At 70.6% G+C, this 15,523-nt stretch carries 13 protein-coding genes; 3 read left to right on the top strand and 10 right to left on the bottom strand.

Annotated elements, in window-relative coordinates; translation table 11 throughout:
- Positions 1-88: 88 nt before the first annotated feature.
- From BLP73_RS17180 to rfbB, 6 genes are read right to left on the bottom strand one after another with little or no spacing between them, the layout of a single operon-like run.
- Positions 89-1,246, bottom strand: coding sequence for a hypothetical protein (locus tag BLP73_RS17180; RefSeq protein WP_090747687.1), 1,158 nt, complete (start codon positions 1,244-1,246; stop codon positions 89-91).
- Positions 1,247-3,751, bottom strand: a complete 2,505-nt coding sequence (locus tag BLP73_RS17175; RefSeq protein ID WP_090747683.1) for a rhamnan synthesis F family protein — start codon at positions 3,749-3,751, stop codon at positions 1,247-1,249.
- Positions 3,748-4,281, bottom strand: coding sequence for a hypothetical protein (locus BLP73_RS17170; protein WP_090747680.1), 534 nt, complete (start codon positions 4,279-4,281; stop codon positions 3,748-3,750). Before BLP73_RS17170 ends, BLP73_RS17175 begins: the two co-directional genes overlap by 4 nt.
- 58 nt (positions 4,282-4,339) lie before the next feature.
- Positions 4,340-5,212: a glucose-1-phosphate thymidylyltransferase RfbA gene (rfbA, locus tag BLP73_RS17165; protein WP_090747677.1), complete on the bottom strand. Its 873-nt coding sequence runs from the start codon at positions 5,210-5,212 to the stop codon at positions 4,340-4,342.
- On the bottom strand, positions 5,209-6,066 hold the full coding sequence (gene rfbD, locus BLP73_RS17160; RefSeq protein WP_090747674.1) for a dTDP-4-dehydrorhamnose reductase: 858 nt from the start codon (positions 6,064-6,066) through the stop codon (positions 5,209-5,211). Before rfbD ends, rfbA begins: the two co-directional genes overlap by 4 nt.
- Positions 6,063-7,100, bottom strand: coding sequence for a dTDP-glucose 4,6-dehydratase (gene rfbB / locus BLP73_RS17155; RefSeq protein ID WP_090747671.1), 1,038 nt, complete (start codon positions 7,098-7,100; stop codon positions 6,063-6,065). Before rfbB ends, rfbD begins: the two co-directional genes overlap by 4 nt.
- A gap of 229 nt (positions 7,101-7,329) precedes the next feature.
- Here rfbB and BLP73_RS17150 point away from each other — a divergent pair, with 229 nt between their 5' ends.
- Complete coding sequence (locus tag BLP73_RS17150; RefSeq protein WP_090747668.1) at positions 7,330-7,773, top strand: pyridoxamine 5'-phosphate oxidase family protein; 444 nt, start codon at positions 7,330-7,332, stop codon at positions 7,771-7,773.
- Here the strand turns inward: BLP73_RS17150 and BLP73_RS17145 are convergent.
- Entirely contained in the window at positions 7,754-8,542 is a 789-nt protein-coding gene (locus BLP73_RS17145) for an inositol monophosphatase family protein (protein WP_090747665.1), read from the bottom strand. The genes BLP73_RS17150 and BLP73_RS17145 overlap by 20 nt on opposite strands.
- A gap of 171 nt (positions 8,543-8,713) precedes the next feature.
- Here BLP73_RS17145 and BLP73_RS17140 point away from each other — a divergent pair, with 171 nt between their 5' ends.
- Together BLP73_RS17140 and BLP73_RS17135 are read left to right on the top strand one after the other, a co-directional pair.
- Positions 8,714-9,292 (top strand): hypothetical protein, encoded by a 579-nt coding sequence (locus BLP73_RS17140; protein WP_090747662.1) that lies wholly within the window; start codon positions 8,714-8,716, stop codon positions 9,290-9,292.
- A 6-nt stretch (positions 9,293-9,298) separates the two neighbouring features.
- Positions 9,299-10,390 carry a cache domain-containing protein gene (locus BLP73_RS17135; RefSeq protein ID WP_090747659.1) on the top strand — a complete coding sequence of 364 codons (1,092 nt, stop codon included), beginning with the start codon at positions 9,299-9,301 and terminating at the stop codon, positions 10,388-10,390.
- Here BLP73_RS17135 and BLP73_RS17130 read toward each other — a convergent pair.
- From BLP73_RS17130 to BLP73_RS17120, 3 genes are all read right to left on the bottom strand, one after another.
- Entirely contained in the window at positions 10,374-12,353 is a 1,980-nt protein-coding gene (locus BLP73_RS17130) for a glycosyltransferase (protein WP_090747656.1), read from the bottom strand. The two genes, BLP73_RS17135 and BLP73_RS17130, sit on opposite strands and share 17 nt — an antisense overlap.
- A complete protein-coding gene (locus tag BLP73_RS17125; RefSeq protein ID WP_090747653.1) occupies positions 12,354-13,529 on the bottom strand; it encodes an HlyD family secretion protein in 1,176 nt (391 codons plus the stop codon).
- Positions 13,530-13,664: 135 nt separating this feature from the next.
- The gene (locus BLP73_RS17120) at positions 13,665-15,443 is read right to left on the bottom strand and encodes an IlvD/Edd family dehydratase (RefSeq protein WP_090747650.1); all 1,779 of its coding nucleotides are present in this window, start codon (positions 15,441-15,443) and stop codon (positions 13,665-13,667) included.
- Between the last annotated feature and the right edge of the window lie 80 nt (positions 15,444-15,523).

The following is a 15,523-nucleotide window of genomic DNA, read 5'->3' as shown; positions in this document are numbered from 1 at the left end:
CTCTCGATCCGCCGCTTCCTGCGCCCGGTCTGCTACCAGAACCTGCCCGACGCGCTGATCCCCGCGGACCTGCGCGAGATCTGAGCCCTCACCGCCCAGGGCGGCGCATCAGCCGCCCGAGGGTCCGAAGCGGTGCCGTCAGCCGCCAGGAGGTGCTGGACTCCAGCGCGGCGACGCGGCGGCGCGCCGCCTCGGCCGCGGCCTCTGCCGCGGTCAGGTCGGTGCGCAGGCGCTGGACCTCGGCAGCGACGGCATCGGGCGAGAGCAGCGCCTGCGGATCGTCCAGCGCCAGCGCCAGACGCAGCCGCGCCGCGAACTCCTCGGCGCGCGGGGCGGCGAGGCGGCGCAGCTGCACCGACAGCGCCTGCACCTGCCGCTCGCTCGCAGCTAACTGGCGGGCGAGTGCGGCAACCTCCGTTTCGCCGTGCGAACCGGCTTCCTCGGCCAGCGCGCGCACGAGGCGCAGCGCCAGCGGGTCGAAAGGCCAGGGCGAGGGACCGGCCGGGCCCAAGGGAGGCTGGCCCTGCCGCGCCAGCATGGCGTTGGTGGCGGCGATGTCCGCGGCCTGCGCGGCGGCGACATCGGCCAGTTGACGGTTGGTGGGGAAAATCCGGCCCAGGTCAGGCGCGTCCGGCTGCGGCGCGACGAGGTCGGCAATGCCGTTCAGGGCGAGAAAATGCGCCGCCACATCCCCCGCCGCCTCGGCGTTGAAGAGCCGAAGCGAGGCGCCGATGGCCGCTTCCCACGCCGCAAGCTGGTCCGCAAGGGCAGGGCAGGTTCCCTGCGCCTGAAGCCAGTCGGCAAAGGCGGGAACGGGACGCGCCGCCATCCTCTGCCGCAGCGCCCATCCTGCATAGCAGCCGGTGAGCCAGCGGTCGTGGCGGGGGACGTAGCCCTGCACCTCGACCTCGTGGCCAGTCTGCGCCAGGCGGCGCAGCGCCGGCACCGTGGCGGCAGCGCAGAGATCGCCGTTGCTCCAGATGGCGAGACGGCCGCCGGCGTCCTGCGTGTCGTCCAGTGCCCGGGAGAGCAGCGGGAACAGCGCGTCCGCGGCCTCGGCCGGATCGGCAGATACCCCGCCCGACGCCTGCCACGGCGCCGCGCCGCCCCCCGGAACATGCTCCAGCCATGCGCCAAGAACGGCCACGCCCGCCGCGCGCAGCGCGTGCCGGGACGCCTCGAGCCGCGCCGCGAGGGCGTCCGATCCCGTGCCGGGAAGGCCGATATGCACGATCAGCTTGACCATCTAGTTCCTCGCCTCGTCCGGCTTGTGAAGGAAGACCGAGGCGAGGTTCATGCGCGCGGCGATGGCGGGCCAGAGGCGCTCGATCAGGTGGAACTCGGTCCCGTCCGTCGGGATCGGCTCGTTCGGCCAGGGGTGGTCCTCGCCGAAGAGGGCCAGCATCTCGCGGGCGACCGCGGCGTGCGTCCAGAACATGTTGCCGACCGGAAAGAGCAGCGGCGCGGGCGGGAAGGGGCCGGGGAAGGCGTCCGCGATCCGGCCGAGGCTGCGGTGGCTGTCGTTCCAGCCGACGACATAGGGATCGAAGGGCGCGACCAGTCCCGTGCCGGGCTCGGCGATGTGCAGAAGGGCAGAGGACAGCGCCCGCTCGCTGCCGAGGCAGATGCGGTGCAGGAACCGCTTCCAGACATCGCCGCGATCGGTCGTCTGGAGCGACTTCTTCTGGTGGAGATGGCACCAAATGCCGTCCCCCCCTGCCGCCCCGCCGTCGCCGAACAGGCGCAGGAAGGGCAGGATGTCGCGGCCCTGGTTCGGCATCAGCAGCGTCTCGATCCTGAGACCCTGCGCGGCGGCGGCCTCACGGGCCTGCGCGGCCTTGGCCGGCGCGTCTGTCGTCACGACGATGCGGTCGGCGCGGGCGAAGGCGGCGAAGTCGCGGAAATCTGCCCCGAGATCGTCGGTGTGGTAGGCATGGACATGGATCGAGAAGCGCGGCAGCCGGGGGTCGTCGGCCGGAACCTCGGCATAGGTCTCGACCCGCATGCGCCGGTGCATCCAGCTGCCTGAGGCGGCCACCGCCGCGCGCGCGTCCTCGATGTCGCGCCAGAGGAGGCGGCGGCCATAGCCCAGCATCTTCTCGCGCTCGCGCCGGCGCAGGGGGCGGTCGGCCTCGGACGTGGTGAAGAGCAGGGGGCTGTCGATCGCGCTTGCGCCCAGCACGAAGCTGCGCTGGCGCGCCAGCCGGTCCCGCAGCGCCCGGTCCAGCCGGAGAAAGAGCGACGGGTCCGGCGCGGGGTCTTCAGCCGCCACGTCGGGACCGTCCGCCTTGCGCGGCAGCTCCAGCAGCGCCCGCACGGCGGCGGCAGGATCGAGATAGGGCGTGCAGCGGATGCGGGGCGAGGCGCAGTAGCGGGCATCCGAAAAGCCCGTGGCGCCGTCGAAGCAGACGACGCTCGCCCCGTGCCGCAGCGCGTCGAAGACGACGTTGGGCAGCGGATCGAGCCGCGAGGACAGGAACATCGCATCGGCCGCATCCAGAAGCACGGGGTAGAGCGGTCCGGCCGGCAGGAAGAACAGGTTGCCCCCGGGCCGGCCCGCCCCGACCTGCCGCATCTGCACGTCGAGATAGACGCCGAAATGGGGGTCCTGGTGGTTCTGCCCGTCCCCGATCCAGACGAAGACCGCGTCCGGGTCGATCCCGGCGGCGATCTGCGCGGCCTGCACGAAGATGTCGGTGCCCTTGCGGATCTGGATCTTGCCGGCGCCGCAGATCAGTCGGACATCCGTCAGATCCCGCTTCAGCACCCGCGACAGCTCCTGCCGCGCCGCGGTCCGGCGGGCGGCGCCGACATTCCCCTCGACCAGCGCCTGCTGGGGGATGATCGTGCTGTCGGTCCGGGCGTCGAAGCCGACATCGTCGAAGCGTCCGCGCCAGGTGTCCCGGACATGGTCCGAGCCGAAGACCAGGAGGTCTGCAAAGGTCGTCATGCAGGCCATCTTCCAGGCGTCGGTGTTGTCCGCGTATTCGTGGATATAGGCCGCAAAGGGAATGTTCGCGGCCACAAGCGGATGGACGAAGAGGACGCTCTCGACCGAGTTCAGGATCGCCCGGTCGATCTGCCGGAAGGCCGGGAAGGGGACATAGGGCAGCTCGCGCAGCGGGTTCTTCAGGACCTGCACGGCGCAGCAGTGGGGCAGGAACGCGTCCAGCAGCGGGCCGGCCTGATGGGTCGCCACGATGGTGTTGCAGCTGAGGCTCGCCTGCCGCGCCAGGTCCAGCCCCACCACGGGCGCGCCGGTGCGCGACAGCTCGTGCACGCAGATCAGCACCGTCTCGCGCTCGGGCAGGAAAGGCTGCGCACCCAGATGCAGCCCCTTGCGCAGGTCGGCCAGCGCCCGGTGCCGGCCCTCGATGGTGGCATAGCGAAGGTAGTGCATCAGCGGGTTCATCCGCGCGCGGGCGATGTCGGGATGCCAGTCGAGATAGGCCTGCATCGAGAAATCGGCCACGGTCACGTCCACGGGCGCGCCGAGCTGGATCAGCTCGAAGGCCAGGTGCAGCGCGTCGGGATCGCCGGCCTCGAAAAGCGCCTTGAGGTCCGGGTGGATGATCAGCGCGGCAAGGCCGGCATCGATATGGGGCGCCTTCTCGCGAAGCTCGCTGTAGCGGCTGCGGTGGCTGCGGTCCGACGGGTCCGCGCGGAAGTCGGGATCGACGCGGAAGTCCGGCCGCTTGTTTGTTCGCTCTGGTCCGGCGATCTCGCGCCAGAGCTGGTCGGCGCTTTTCATGCCGCGTCCGGTCCGGCCGGAGCCGAGGCGGCGGTCAGGGCGGCCGCGAGGAAGTCGAAGCGGCGCGAGTCGCTGAGCGGGCGGCCGGCCAGCTCGCGCGTCAGCACGGGCAGAAGCGGATCGTCCGCCGCGCCGGGCGACAGGCGGAAGGCGGTGATCTCGCCGTTGTCGCCGATCTGCCACGCCACCTCCCGCCCCTCGTCCAGCGCGGCAGGTGGGGTGCCCGTCCGGCGGTAGCGCAGCGCGCCCCAGGGTGCGGGCAGGTGGCGGAGCAGGCGGACGGCGTCCGCGAGGAGGGCGAAGGCCGAAGGCTCGGGCAAGATGTGCTGAAGGCGGATGATCCGCCCGCCGACGCGCCCCGGCGGCTCGGGCAGGTCCAGCCCGTCGAAGGCGCCGCCCGGACCCGCGAGGACCAGCATCCCGGCCTCGGCCAGCGCGTCCCGCGGCAGGTCCTCGGGGCGGCAGGGTAGGTCGGCGGCGTGAACGATGGTGATCATCCGGCCGTTCCCCCGGCTGTCGTCGTCGCGCAACTATCGGCCCCGCTCGAGCCCATTGCAAACGCAACTTGGCCCGGTCGGGGGCGGGGCCTCAGTCCAGCAGCTTCAGCAGGTAGGCGCCATAGGCGTTCTTCGAGTAGCGCATGGCCTGCGTGCGCAGCTCGTCGGCGGTGATCCAGCCCGCACCGAAGGCGATCTCTTCGGGCGAGCCGGTCTGCAGGCCCTGCCGCGTCTCGAGCGTGCGCACGAAGTTGCCCGCGTCCAGCAGGCTGGCATGGGTGCCGGTGTCGAGCCAGGCGAAGCCCCGGCCCATCCGCTCGACCTGAAGCGCGCCCTCGTGCAGGTAGGTCTCGAGTAGGGTGGTGATCTCCAGCTCGCCGCGGGGCGAGGGCTGAACGGCTCGCGCGCGCTCGGGCGCGGTGCCGTCGAGAAAGTAGAGACCCGTGACGGCGTAATCCGAGGGCGGCACCTCGGGCTTTTCCACGATGGCGCGGGCGCGCATGTTCTCGTCGAAATCGACGACGCCGTAGCGTTCGGGATCGGCGACGTGATAGCCGAAGACGGTGCCGCCGGAGATGCGCGCATCCGCGGCGTGCAGCATCGGCGGCAGGCCGTGGCCGAAGAAGATGTTGTCGCCCAGCACCATTGCCGAGGGCCTGCCGGCCAGGAAGTCCTCGGCCAGGATGTAGGCCTGCGCCAGCCCGTCGGGCGAGGGCTGGATGATCCAAGTGAAGGCAAGGCCCCACTGGCTGCCGTCGCCCAGCAGGCGCTGGAACTGGGCCTGGTCCTCGGGCGTGGTGATGATCGCGATCTCGCGGATGCCGGTCAGCATCAGGACCGAGATCGGGTAGTAGATCATCGGCTTGTCGTAGAGCGGCAGGAGCTGCTTCGAGACGCCCATCGTGATCGGGTAGAGCCGCGTGCCCGAGCCTCCCGCCAGGATGATGCCTTTCCGTGTCGTCATGCCGTCGTCTCCAGCTCTTGCAGCACGCGGGCCAGCCCCGCCTGCCAGTCGGGCCGCGCGATCCCGAAATCCTGCGCGATGCGGCTGCAATCAAGCCGCGAGTTCAGCGGCCGCCGGGCCGGGGTGGGATAGGCCGAGGTCGGGATGTCCACCACCTCGGGCGACAGCCCGGCGCGGGCGAAGATCGCGCGGGCGAAATCGGCCCAGGACACGTCCGGCGCGCCCGCGAAATGGTAGAGCCCGCCCTTCGAGGCGTCGTTTCGCATGGCGCCGATCATGGTCAGCGCCGCGGCGGCGATGTCGGCGGCCGGGGTCGGCCCGCCGACTTGGTCGGCGACGATGGTCAGCCGGTCCCGCTCGGCCCCGAGGCGGAGCATGGTCTTGACGAAGTTGGCGCCGTGGCGGCTGAAGACCCAGGAGGTCCGCATCACCGCCCATTGCCCGCCCGCCTCGCGGATCGCCGCCTCGCCGGCCAGCTTGGTCGCGCCGTAGACGCCCAGGGGGCCGGTCGGCGCATCCTCGGCGCGGGGGGCCTCGCCGCTGCCGTCGAAGACGTAGTCGGTCGAGACGTGCAGGAAGGGAATGCCAAGCGCGGCGCAGGCGCGGGCCATCGCGGCGGGGCTGTCCGCATTCACCAGCCGCGCGGCGTCGGCATCCGTCTCGGCCCGGTCCACGGCGGTATAGGCGGCGGCGTTGACGACGGCGGCGGGCCGGGCGGCGGCGATGGCCGCGGCGCAACCCTCGGGGTTCGTCAGGTCGGCCTCGGTGCGGCCGAAGAGGCGCGCCTCGGGCGCCAGCGCGGCGAGTTCGCGCGCCAGTTGACCGCTCTGCCCGAAGACGAGGAGGCCGTTCATGCCGCGCCCAGCCTGGTGCCGACGCCCTCGCGCGAGAGGAGCGGCTGCCACCAGTCGCGGTTCGCCAGATACCATTCGACGGTGCGGCGCAGCCCCTCCTCGACCGTGACCGAAGGGCGCCAGCCCAGCTCGGTACGGATGCGGGTCGGGTCGATGGCGTAGCGGCGGTCGTGGCCGGGCCGGTCGGCGACGAAGGTGATCAGCTCGGCATGGGGCGCGCCTTCGGGATGCAGCTCGTCCATGTGGGCGCAGATGGTGCGGACGAGGTCGATGTTCTTCGCCTCGTTCTCGCCGCCGATGTTGTAGCTGCGGCCCACCGCACCCTTCTCCAGCACCAGCAGCAGCGCGTCGGCGTGATCCTCGACATAGAGCCAGTCGCGCACGTTGCCGCCGTCGCCATAGACCGGGATCGGCTGGCCGGCGAGCGCCTTCAGGATCACCACCGGCACCAGCTTTTCCGGGAAGTGGAAGGGGCCGTAATTGTTCGAGCAGTTGGTCAGAAGCGTCGGAAGGCCATAGGTTTCCGCCCAAGCCCGCACCAGGTGGTCGCTGCCCGCCTTGCTGGCCGAATAGGGGCTGCGCGGATCATAGGACGTGTCCTCGGTGAACTGCCCCTCTGGCCCGAGCGAGCCGAAGACCTCGTCGGTCGAGATGTGGTGGAAGCGGAAGCCCTCGGGCCGGCCCGCCGCGGTCCAGTAGGCGCGCGCGGCTTCCAGAAGGTTGAAGGTACCGATGACGTTGGTCTGCACGAAGGCGTCCGGCCCGTCGATCGAGCGGTCCACATGGCTCTCGGCGGCCAGGTGCATGATCGCGTCGGGCCGGTGCTGCGCGAGGATCCGGTCCAGCGCGGCGCGGTCGCGGATGTCGGCCTTCTCGAAGGCATAGCCCGGCGCGTCCGCGACCGAGGCGACGTTCTCAAGGTTGGCGGCATAGGTCAGCGCGTCGAGATTCACGACCTCATGTCCCCGCGCGACGGCAAGGCGCACCACCGCCGAGCCGATGAAGCCGGCCCCGCCGGTCACGAGGATCTTCATGCCTCGGCCCTCGCCGGCGCGCCGCGCCTACAGGTTGTGGAAAACATCATCGCCTCGTCACCTAACCCTCGTTCAGGTTGTCTAGGCCCAAGCGCAGGGCTTGTCAGCCCGCCGCATGCATAAAATGAGCCGTTGCAGCGCGGCTGCCGCAGTGCAGGGCAGGGCGGCGCAACGAATGGGGCGCGGGCCGCGTTCACCTGACGCGCAACCGCAACCCGCAGGAGACATCATGGCCGGCAAGACGCTGCATGATCTGGCAAAGGCGATGGGAAAGATCGACTTCGCCATGCTGACGACCAGGACCGAGGGCGGCCAGCTGGCCACCCGCCCGATGAGCAACAACAGCGAGGTGGAGTGGGACGGCGACAGCTACTACTTCACCTATGACGACACCCGCACCGTCGCCGACATCACCCGCGACAAGCATGTCGCGCTGTCCTTCCAGGGCCGCGCCGGCATCCTCGGCGCGCCGCCGCTGTTCGTCGCGGTCGAGGGCGAGGCGCGGATCATCCACGACAAGGCCGCGTTCAAGGAGCATTGGTCCGCCGATATCGAGCGGTGGTTCCCCGACGGGATCGACACGCCGGGCATGGCGCTGATCCATGTGCACGCCGTGCGCGTCCACTACTGGGACGGCGAGGAAGAGGGCGAGGTCAAGGTGCCGCAGGGCTGAGCCAAGCCTCGCGCCCAAGACTGCGGCAAGCCTCGACCAGCTCGGGCTTGCCGATCACGAAGCGCAGCTTCGCATCAAGCGGCGTTCTGGCCCAGTCCACCGTCGAGACGGCGCCGAGCGCCGTCAGCACGGGCCAGGCGCCCATCACGTCCCACGCGCTTTCGCCATAGCCGACATGGCCGTCCACCTCGCCCGTCGCCAGCTCGATCAGCGAGATGGTCGTGGCGTTGCAGTGGCGGAAGACGATGCCGAGATCCTGCATCAGCACGCGCAGCATCTCGATCCGCTCGGGCGCGGGAACCGACTGGCCCAACCCGACGCCGACCAAGGCGCGGTCCCGGCTGAAGCCCGTCAGCGGCGGGAGCGGGCGGCCGTTCAGCAAGGGCGCCGCGTCGACGCCGCCGGACAGCGTCACGCCCATCGCCGGCGCGTGGACGATGCCGGCGACGGGCCGGCCGTCCTGCATCAGCCCGATCGACACCGCCCAGTCATCAAGGCCGCGCACGAAGTTGAACGTCCCGTCGATGGGGTCGATGATCCAGACCCGCCCGGACGTGCCGCGCGTGTGCCCGCCCTCCTCGCCCAGCACCCCGTCCTCGGGGAAGGCCTGGCGCAGGCGCTTGGTCACCAGCGCCTCGACCTCGCGGTCGGCGATCGTCACGAGGTCCAGCGGCCCCTTCTCGGCCACCGCATCGCGGCCGAGGTTGCGGAAATGCGACAGGGCCAGATCCCCCGCCTCGTGGGCCAGCGGGGTCAGCACATCGAGCATGGCAGCTCCTTTCGGCGCGCGGCGGGGCAGGGACCGCCCGTGCTTAGGGCAGCCGCGGCGCCCCGGCAAGCCGCGCGGGCCCCGGTCGCGCCGCGCGGTGTCGGCGCCACTAGCGCAGGCTGTAGAGGAAGGTTAATACTGCACTTAAACGTGTGCCGCACAAGGATTGCCATGTTCCGCAAGCTGACATTCGCGCTGGCCGCCTGCCTTGCGGGGGCCGCCGCGCCGGCCGCGGCGGCCGACGGTTTCTTCGCCCAGGCCGACATCGGCGATCGCACCCAATCCGCCGTCGCCACCGCCAGCCGCGGCGCGCTGAGCTACGGGACGACCCTCTCGAACTACGAGGGCGGCCGGTCCGGCACCACCTTCCTCGCCTATACCCTGCCGCTGGAGGCGCCGGCGACGGTGCGGCTAGGCCCGGCGGTGGGCCTGCGCCGCAGCGACGGCGAGGCGCGCGAGGTGGAGGCGGGGCTGCGCGTCGCGGTCGACCGGTGGACTGCCACGCCCTTCGGCTCGATCTACGGGCTGGCCGAGGCGAGCAGCGTGCACAGGTCCTGGTTCGTGCTGGGGCAGGTGACCTTCGCGCCTGCCAATATCGGGATCGAGCTGTCTCGCGGCGGCAGCGAGGACTACCACGAGACCACGCTGGCGGTGCAGAAGCGGCTCGGGCAGGGGCCCGTCAGCCTGCGCCTCGGCTACAAGCTCAGCTCGGACGAGATCTTCGCCGGCATCTCCATCAACACCTTCTGAGGCCACATGACCGATCTTCCCCGCCTGACGCTGCGCAAGGCCGCCTTGTTCTTTGCCCTGGCCTGTCTTCTGGTGATGCTGGCCGTGCCCTCGATCTTCGCCGTCTTGCGCGGCGACCGCTTCACCGACAGCACGCTGGACTACGCGGCGCGTTTCCGGACGCAGGCGGCGACGCAGGAACTGGCCCGCACGCTCGAGCGCGACTGGCGCGACCTGAGCCACCTGGCCGAGCAGGTCCCGCAGCTCGACCCCGAGGGGCTGGGCCATCTGCTGACCGGGGCCAGCGGCGACGGCAGCCGCATCTCGTGGCTGGGCTTCGCGGATCTGGGCGGCAATGTCGTGGCCGCCACCAACGGGCTTCTGGTCGGGGTGGACGTGAGCCAGCGCCCCTGGTTCCGCGGCGGGCTGAGCGGCGGCTTTGCGGGCGATGTCCATGACGCGCTGCTGCTGGCGCAGCTTCTGGGCGGCGAGGGCGGCGAGCCCTTGCGCTTCATCGACCTGGCGCTGCCGGTGCGCAGCCCCGCAGGCGATCCCGTGGGCGTTCTGGGCATGCACATCAACGCCGCCTGGCTGACGGCCGAACTGCGGGAATCGGCGCAGCTCTACGGGCTCGACCTGTTCCTGCTGAACCCGGCGGGCGAGGTCTCGGCCGCCTCCACCACCGAGGCCCCGAGCGCGCGCGAGCTGCAGATCCTACGTGCAGCGCAGACCGGCGTCGCCTCGGGCGGGCGCGAGACCTGGCCGGACGGGCGGGATTACTTCTCGTCCATCGTGCCGCAGGTCGGCTATGGGGATCTGCCGAATTTCGGCTGGCGCATGATCGGCCGCCTGGACGCGACGCAGCTGAGCTTCGGCGTCGACCTGGTCCGCAACGGTGCCCATTACGCGTTGCTGCTGATGATCGCCGCCATCGGCCTGCTGACGGTGCTGTTCGTGCGGGCGGTGCTGGTGCCGATCAGCCGGCTGGCGGATTCGGCCGGCCGCATCTCGGACGGATCGCAGGAATATCCGGCAAACTCGCGCGTCACGCGTGAGGCGGCGCAGCTGTCGGTCGCGCTGACGCGGCTTCAGCAGGACCGCATCAGCGACCAGAACTGAACGAGAGGCGGCGGCTCAGCCCCGCGATCAGCCCGCCCAGCTGCGCCCGCGCCGTGCCGGGCGCGGCGCCCTCGGCATAAAAGCGCACCAGCAACGCCTCGCGCTGCTCGACCGTCGGCAAGAGCCGCACGCGGATGCCGTCCACCGTCGGCGCGATCACCTCGACCGCGATGTCGCCGGCGTCGCGCAGCCGCAGCTTGCCCTGGGTGCCGACCGGATAGGTGCGGCCGCGCAGCCGCGCCTCGTCCATTGTCAGGGTGGTGATCCAGTGGCGGCGGATGTCGCCCTCGGTGACGAAGATCGCGCGGTCCGGGCGGTCGGCGATGTGCCGCTCGCGACGCGGCAGCTCGACGCAGGCGAGGACGGTCATCGACAGCACGAAGACGTTGTAGATCGTCCAGAACAGCACCACCCACTTGCCGTCGCCCGCGTCGTGATAGGCGAAGCGGTCCACGAAGATCCCCAGCAGCAGCCCGACGATCGTCAGCGCCAGCAGCACCGTGAAGGGCGCCATCATCCGCCATTGCACCGTGATCCGCGTGCGGTCGCCGCCCTTGGCCGTGACCGAGAAGGGGTGCCCCTTCGGCTTGAAGAGGCCGGTGAAGGCCGCGCGGCTGATGGGAATGGCCCCGATCAGCTGGCCCACGTCGTGCAGGATCGGCACCACCATCCCCGGCATCAGCACCCGCTGGACCATCTGCGACCACAGGAAGAAGGTGCCGAAGATGCTGAGCACCTCGGCCAGCTGCGCGTCCACGACGATGGTGCCGAAATACCAGTAGAGCAGGGGATAGACGACGACCGCGATGCGGAAGGGAAAGCTGGTCGTCCAGAAGAGGACCGAATCCGCGACGCTCCAGCGATCGCGCAGGCGCAGGTTGTTCTTCGACAGCGGCCCAAGGCGCGAGCGGGCGATCTGCATCAGCCCCAGGCACCAGCGCGCCCGCTGCGTGACGTATTCCTTCAGCCCTTCCGGGGCGAGGCCCTCGGTCAGCGGCTCGGACAGGTAGACCGACGCCCAGCCCTTGTCCTGCAGATCGAGGGTCAGCATGAAATCCTCGGTCACGCTCTCGGTCGGCAGCCCGCCGATGTCGCGCAGCGCCGTCCAGCGGCAGACCGAGGAGGTGCCGCAGCAGAAGGCGATCCCCCAGCCATCGCGCGAAGGTTGCATGTGGTCGAAGAAGAACCGCTGCTCGTCGGGATAGGAGTGGCTGATCCCCAGGTTGTGCTGGATCGGGTCGGCGTTGAAGAAGTGCTGCGGCGTCTGGACCAGCCCGACCTTGGGGTCGTGGAACAGCGCGAGGCAGCGCGAGATGAAGCCGCGATGGGGCACGAAGTCCGCGTCCAGCACGGCGACGAAGTCGGGCGGCACCGGGTCCTCGGCCAGCCGGTCGAGGCAGTGGTTGATGTTGCCCGCCTTCGAGCCCTTGTTGTCCGGCCGGCGCATGTAGCGCACGCCCTGCGCGGCGCAGTAGTCGCGCAGCCAGTCGCGTCGGCTGTCGTCGAGGATCAGTACCTCCTTGTTGCGGTGCCCAAGCGCGCGGGCGCCGACGATGGTGCGCTCGAGAACGTCCTGCTCCTCGTTGTAGGTGGCGATCAGGATGGCGACGCGCGGCTCAGTCTCGCCCCACCAGCCGGCATGGGCGTCGGCCTCGTCCGAGCGCAGCTTGATGCGGGACATGATGACGTAGGAGCTGACCGTGCCGACCATCGCCAGCAGCTCGAAGCCGAAGAGCGACCAGCTGGCCAGCATGTCCAGCGTCCAGCCCGCCGGGGCCAGCGTCTCGGTCCCGCGCCACCAGATGTAGCGCATCGCCAGCAGGAAGGTGACGATCAGCAGAAGCGCGCGGTGCAGGTTGTTGCGCACGTCCACCCAGGACGACAGCGTCAGCCCCACCCCGAGCGCCAGCAGCAGGTGGGCCGTGCTGGAGCCGAGGGTCGAGAGAAGCGGGAAGTCCAGCATCTAGGGCAGCAGGCGGCGCAGCCCGTCCAGCGGCCGGCCGTCGAAGAAGGCGCGGCCGGTGCGGCCGATCATGCAGCCCTCGACGCCAAGCTCGGCCAGTTCGGGCACGATCAGCGCGACGTCGTAGCGCTCGAGGTGACGCTCACTCGGGGCGACGGCGAGGTTGCGATAGATCGTCTCGGCCCCGCTGCCGGCCAGGCGTGCCACGGTCGCGCCATAGACGGTGGAGGTGCCGCCGAGCCGGAACTCGGCCGCATCCCCGACGGCCAGCGAGTTGTAGACCCTTTCGGTCACCGAGGCGGTGACCAGCGTGCCGCGGCAGTCCACCAGCCGCAGCAGCGGATCGCCGCGCTGGACATTGACGCCGCTGGCCTGAAGCACCTCCCACAGAAGGCCGGTGACGGGGGCCTGCATCTCGCCGCCGGTCAGCCCGTTGACGCGCCGACGCTCGCGGTCCACGCGCTCGCTGACCGCAGCGACGCGCTCTTCGGCCTCGGCGAGGCGCGTCAGCAGGGACGAGATCTCGCCCGCCAGCTCGACCGCGCGCTGCTCGGCATTGGGTGCATCGTTGTAGCCGTCACCGAGGAAGACGTCGTCCTCGGCCGCGCGCAGGGCGATTCGCAGCACCTCGACCCGCTCGCGGGCATGGTCCAGCGTCAGCGCATCCAGCCGCGGCTCGGCCGGCAGGCGGTCGATGCCTTCCTCGACCGCATCCAGAAGCTGCTGCTGCGCACCAGTTGCGGGCCCGCCGCCGGCCTCGAGGATGGCGAGGCGCGCCTCTGCATGGGCCAGGCGGGCGCGCAGCTCCTCCAGCCGGCAGGCGCGGAAGATCTCGGTCCGTTCCAGAAGCGAGGCGCGGACGGTTTCGGTGTCGGCCAGCAGCGCCTCGATCTGGACGCGCGCGGCCTCCTCCAGCCGCGCCTCCATCAGCAGGTCGTCCAGCCGGACGCGATCGACGACCGGGTCCTCGATGCTGGCCAGAACCTCGCCCGATGTCACTCGCGCGCCCAGCTGGCGCGGCGCGACGGTCAGGTTACCGGCGACGGTGGCGCGCACCGTCACGACGGGCGCGTTCACCACCGCATCCGCGCTGGCGCCCGACATCTGCTCGCCCACGATGATCCACAGCGCGACGACGATGACCAGCAGGCCCAGCAGAAGTCGTCTGTATCTCATCGCGCGCTCCGAGCTTCGTTTACCGTGCAACCTAAGGATGTCGCGGCGGATCGTCACCCGCTTTTGTGCAGTCTATGGCAACGCAACCGGGAAGCGAGGCTTCTCGGGCACAGGCGGCGCGCCCATGCCCCGAGGCTAGTGGTTGTGGCGGGGCGGCGTGCCGGCGATGCGGCTGAACTCCTCCGCGCCGCGGATCGTGGCGCCCGCATCGAGCTGCGTCACCGTCTCGCGGTAGAGCCGCTGCCAGGGCGTCGCCGAGGCGGGCACGGCGGGCAGCCCTTCCGTCTTGCGGCGCGCGATCTCGGCCTCGTCCACCAGCATGTCGCAGCGGCCGTGGTTCAGGTCGATGCGGATGCGGTCGCCCGTCCGCAGGAAGGCCAGCCCGCCCCCCGCCGCGCTTTCCGGCGAGGCGTTCAGGATCGAGGGGCTGTCGGCCGTCCCAGACTGCCGCCCGTCGCCAAGCGTCGGCAGGCTGCGGATGCCGCGCTTCAGCAGGCGGTCGGGCGGCTGCATGTTCACCACCTCGGCCGAGCCGGGCCAGCCGAGCGGGCCCGCCCCCCGGATCACCAGGATCGAGTTCTCGTCGATGGGCAGGTCGGGGTCGTTGATCCGCGCGTGATAGTCCGCCGAGCCGTCGAAGACGAAGGCGGTGCCCTCGAAGACGCCCTCGTGGCCGGGCTGGCAGAGGTAGCGGGCGCGGAAGTCCTCGGAGATGACGCTGGTCTTCATGATCGCGAAGTCGAAGAGGTTGCCCTTCAGCACCAGGAAGCCCGCCCGGTCCATCAGCGGCGCGTCGAAGGGGCGGATCACCTCGCGGTCGGTCGCCTCGCGGCCCTGAAGGTTCTCGGCCATCGTCCGGCCGGTGATGGTGGGACAGTCGGCGTCCAGCTTTCCCGCCTGCATCAGCTCCCACATGATGGCGGGCACGCCGCCGGCGCGGTGGAAACGCTCGCCCAGATAGGCGCCGGCCGGCTGGACATTGGCCAGCAGCGGCACGTCGTAGCCGTGGGTCTGCCAGTCGGACGGCTCCAGCGTGACGCCCGCGTGCAGCGCCATCGCCATCAGATGCGGCTGCGCGTTGGTGGACCCGCCGATGGCCGAATTCACCCGGATCGCGTTGAGGAAGGCCGCGCGAGTCAGGATCTTCGACGGGCGCAGGTCCTCGCGCACGATCTCGACGGCGCGCAGGCCCGTGCGATAGGCGATCTGCCCCCGCTCGCGATAGGCCGCCGGGATGGCCGCGCAGCCGGTCAGCGACAGCCCGAGCGCCTCGGCGATAGCGTTCATGGTCGAGGCAGTGCCCATCGTGTTGCAATGCCCGATGGAGGGCGCGCTATCGAGCGCGGTCTGCAGGAATTCGTCCCGCGTGATCTCGCCCGCCGCATATTTCCGCCGCGACTGCCAGATCACCGTGCCAGAGCCGGCCAGCTTGCCCTCGTGCCAGCCGTCCAGCATCGGCCCGCCCGACAGGACGATGGCCGGGATGTCCACCGTCGCCGCCGCCATGATCGCCGAGGGCGTCGTCTTGTCGCAGCCGGTGGTCAGCACCACCCCGTCGAAGGGATAGCCGTAGAGCAGCTCGACCAGCCCCAGATAGGCGAGGTTGCGGTCCAGCGCCGCCGTGGGCCGCTTGCAGTTCTCGAAGAGCGGGTGGGACGGAAACTCGATGGCGATGCCGCCCGCGTCGCGGATGCCGTCCCGCACGCGCTTGGCAAGGTCCAGATGGTGGCGGTTGCAGGGATTGAGATCGCTGCCCGATTGCGCAATGCCGATGATCGGGCGGCCCGAGCGCAGCTCCTCGGGGGTGGTGCCGTAGTTCATGAACCGCTCCAGGTAAAGCGCGGTCATGTCGGCGTGGTCTGGGTTGTCGAACCAGTCCTGCGAGCGCAGGCGGCGGGGGCTGTCATCGGTCATGGCGATCCTTGCGGCGGTCTTCAGCGGACTGGCGGATTTCTTTCGGTAGGATTGTCTGATAAATCCCGAACATCAACCCC

Source organism: Paracoccus tibetensis, assembly GCF_900102505.1.
Lineage (GTDB): Bacteria > Pseudomonadota > Alphaproteobacteria > Rhodobacterales > Rhodobacteraceae > Paracoccus > Paracoccus tibetensis.
The sequence above is the reverse complement of the archived record's forward strand: the minus strand, read 5'-3'. Positions and strand labels throughout refer to the sequence as shown.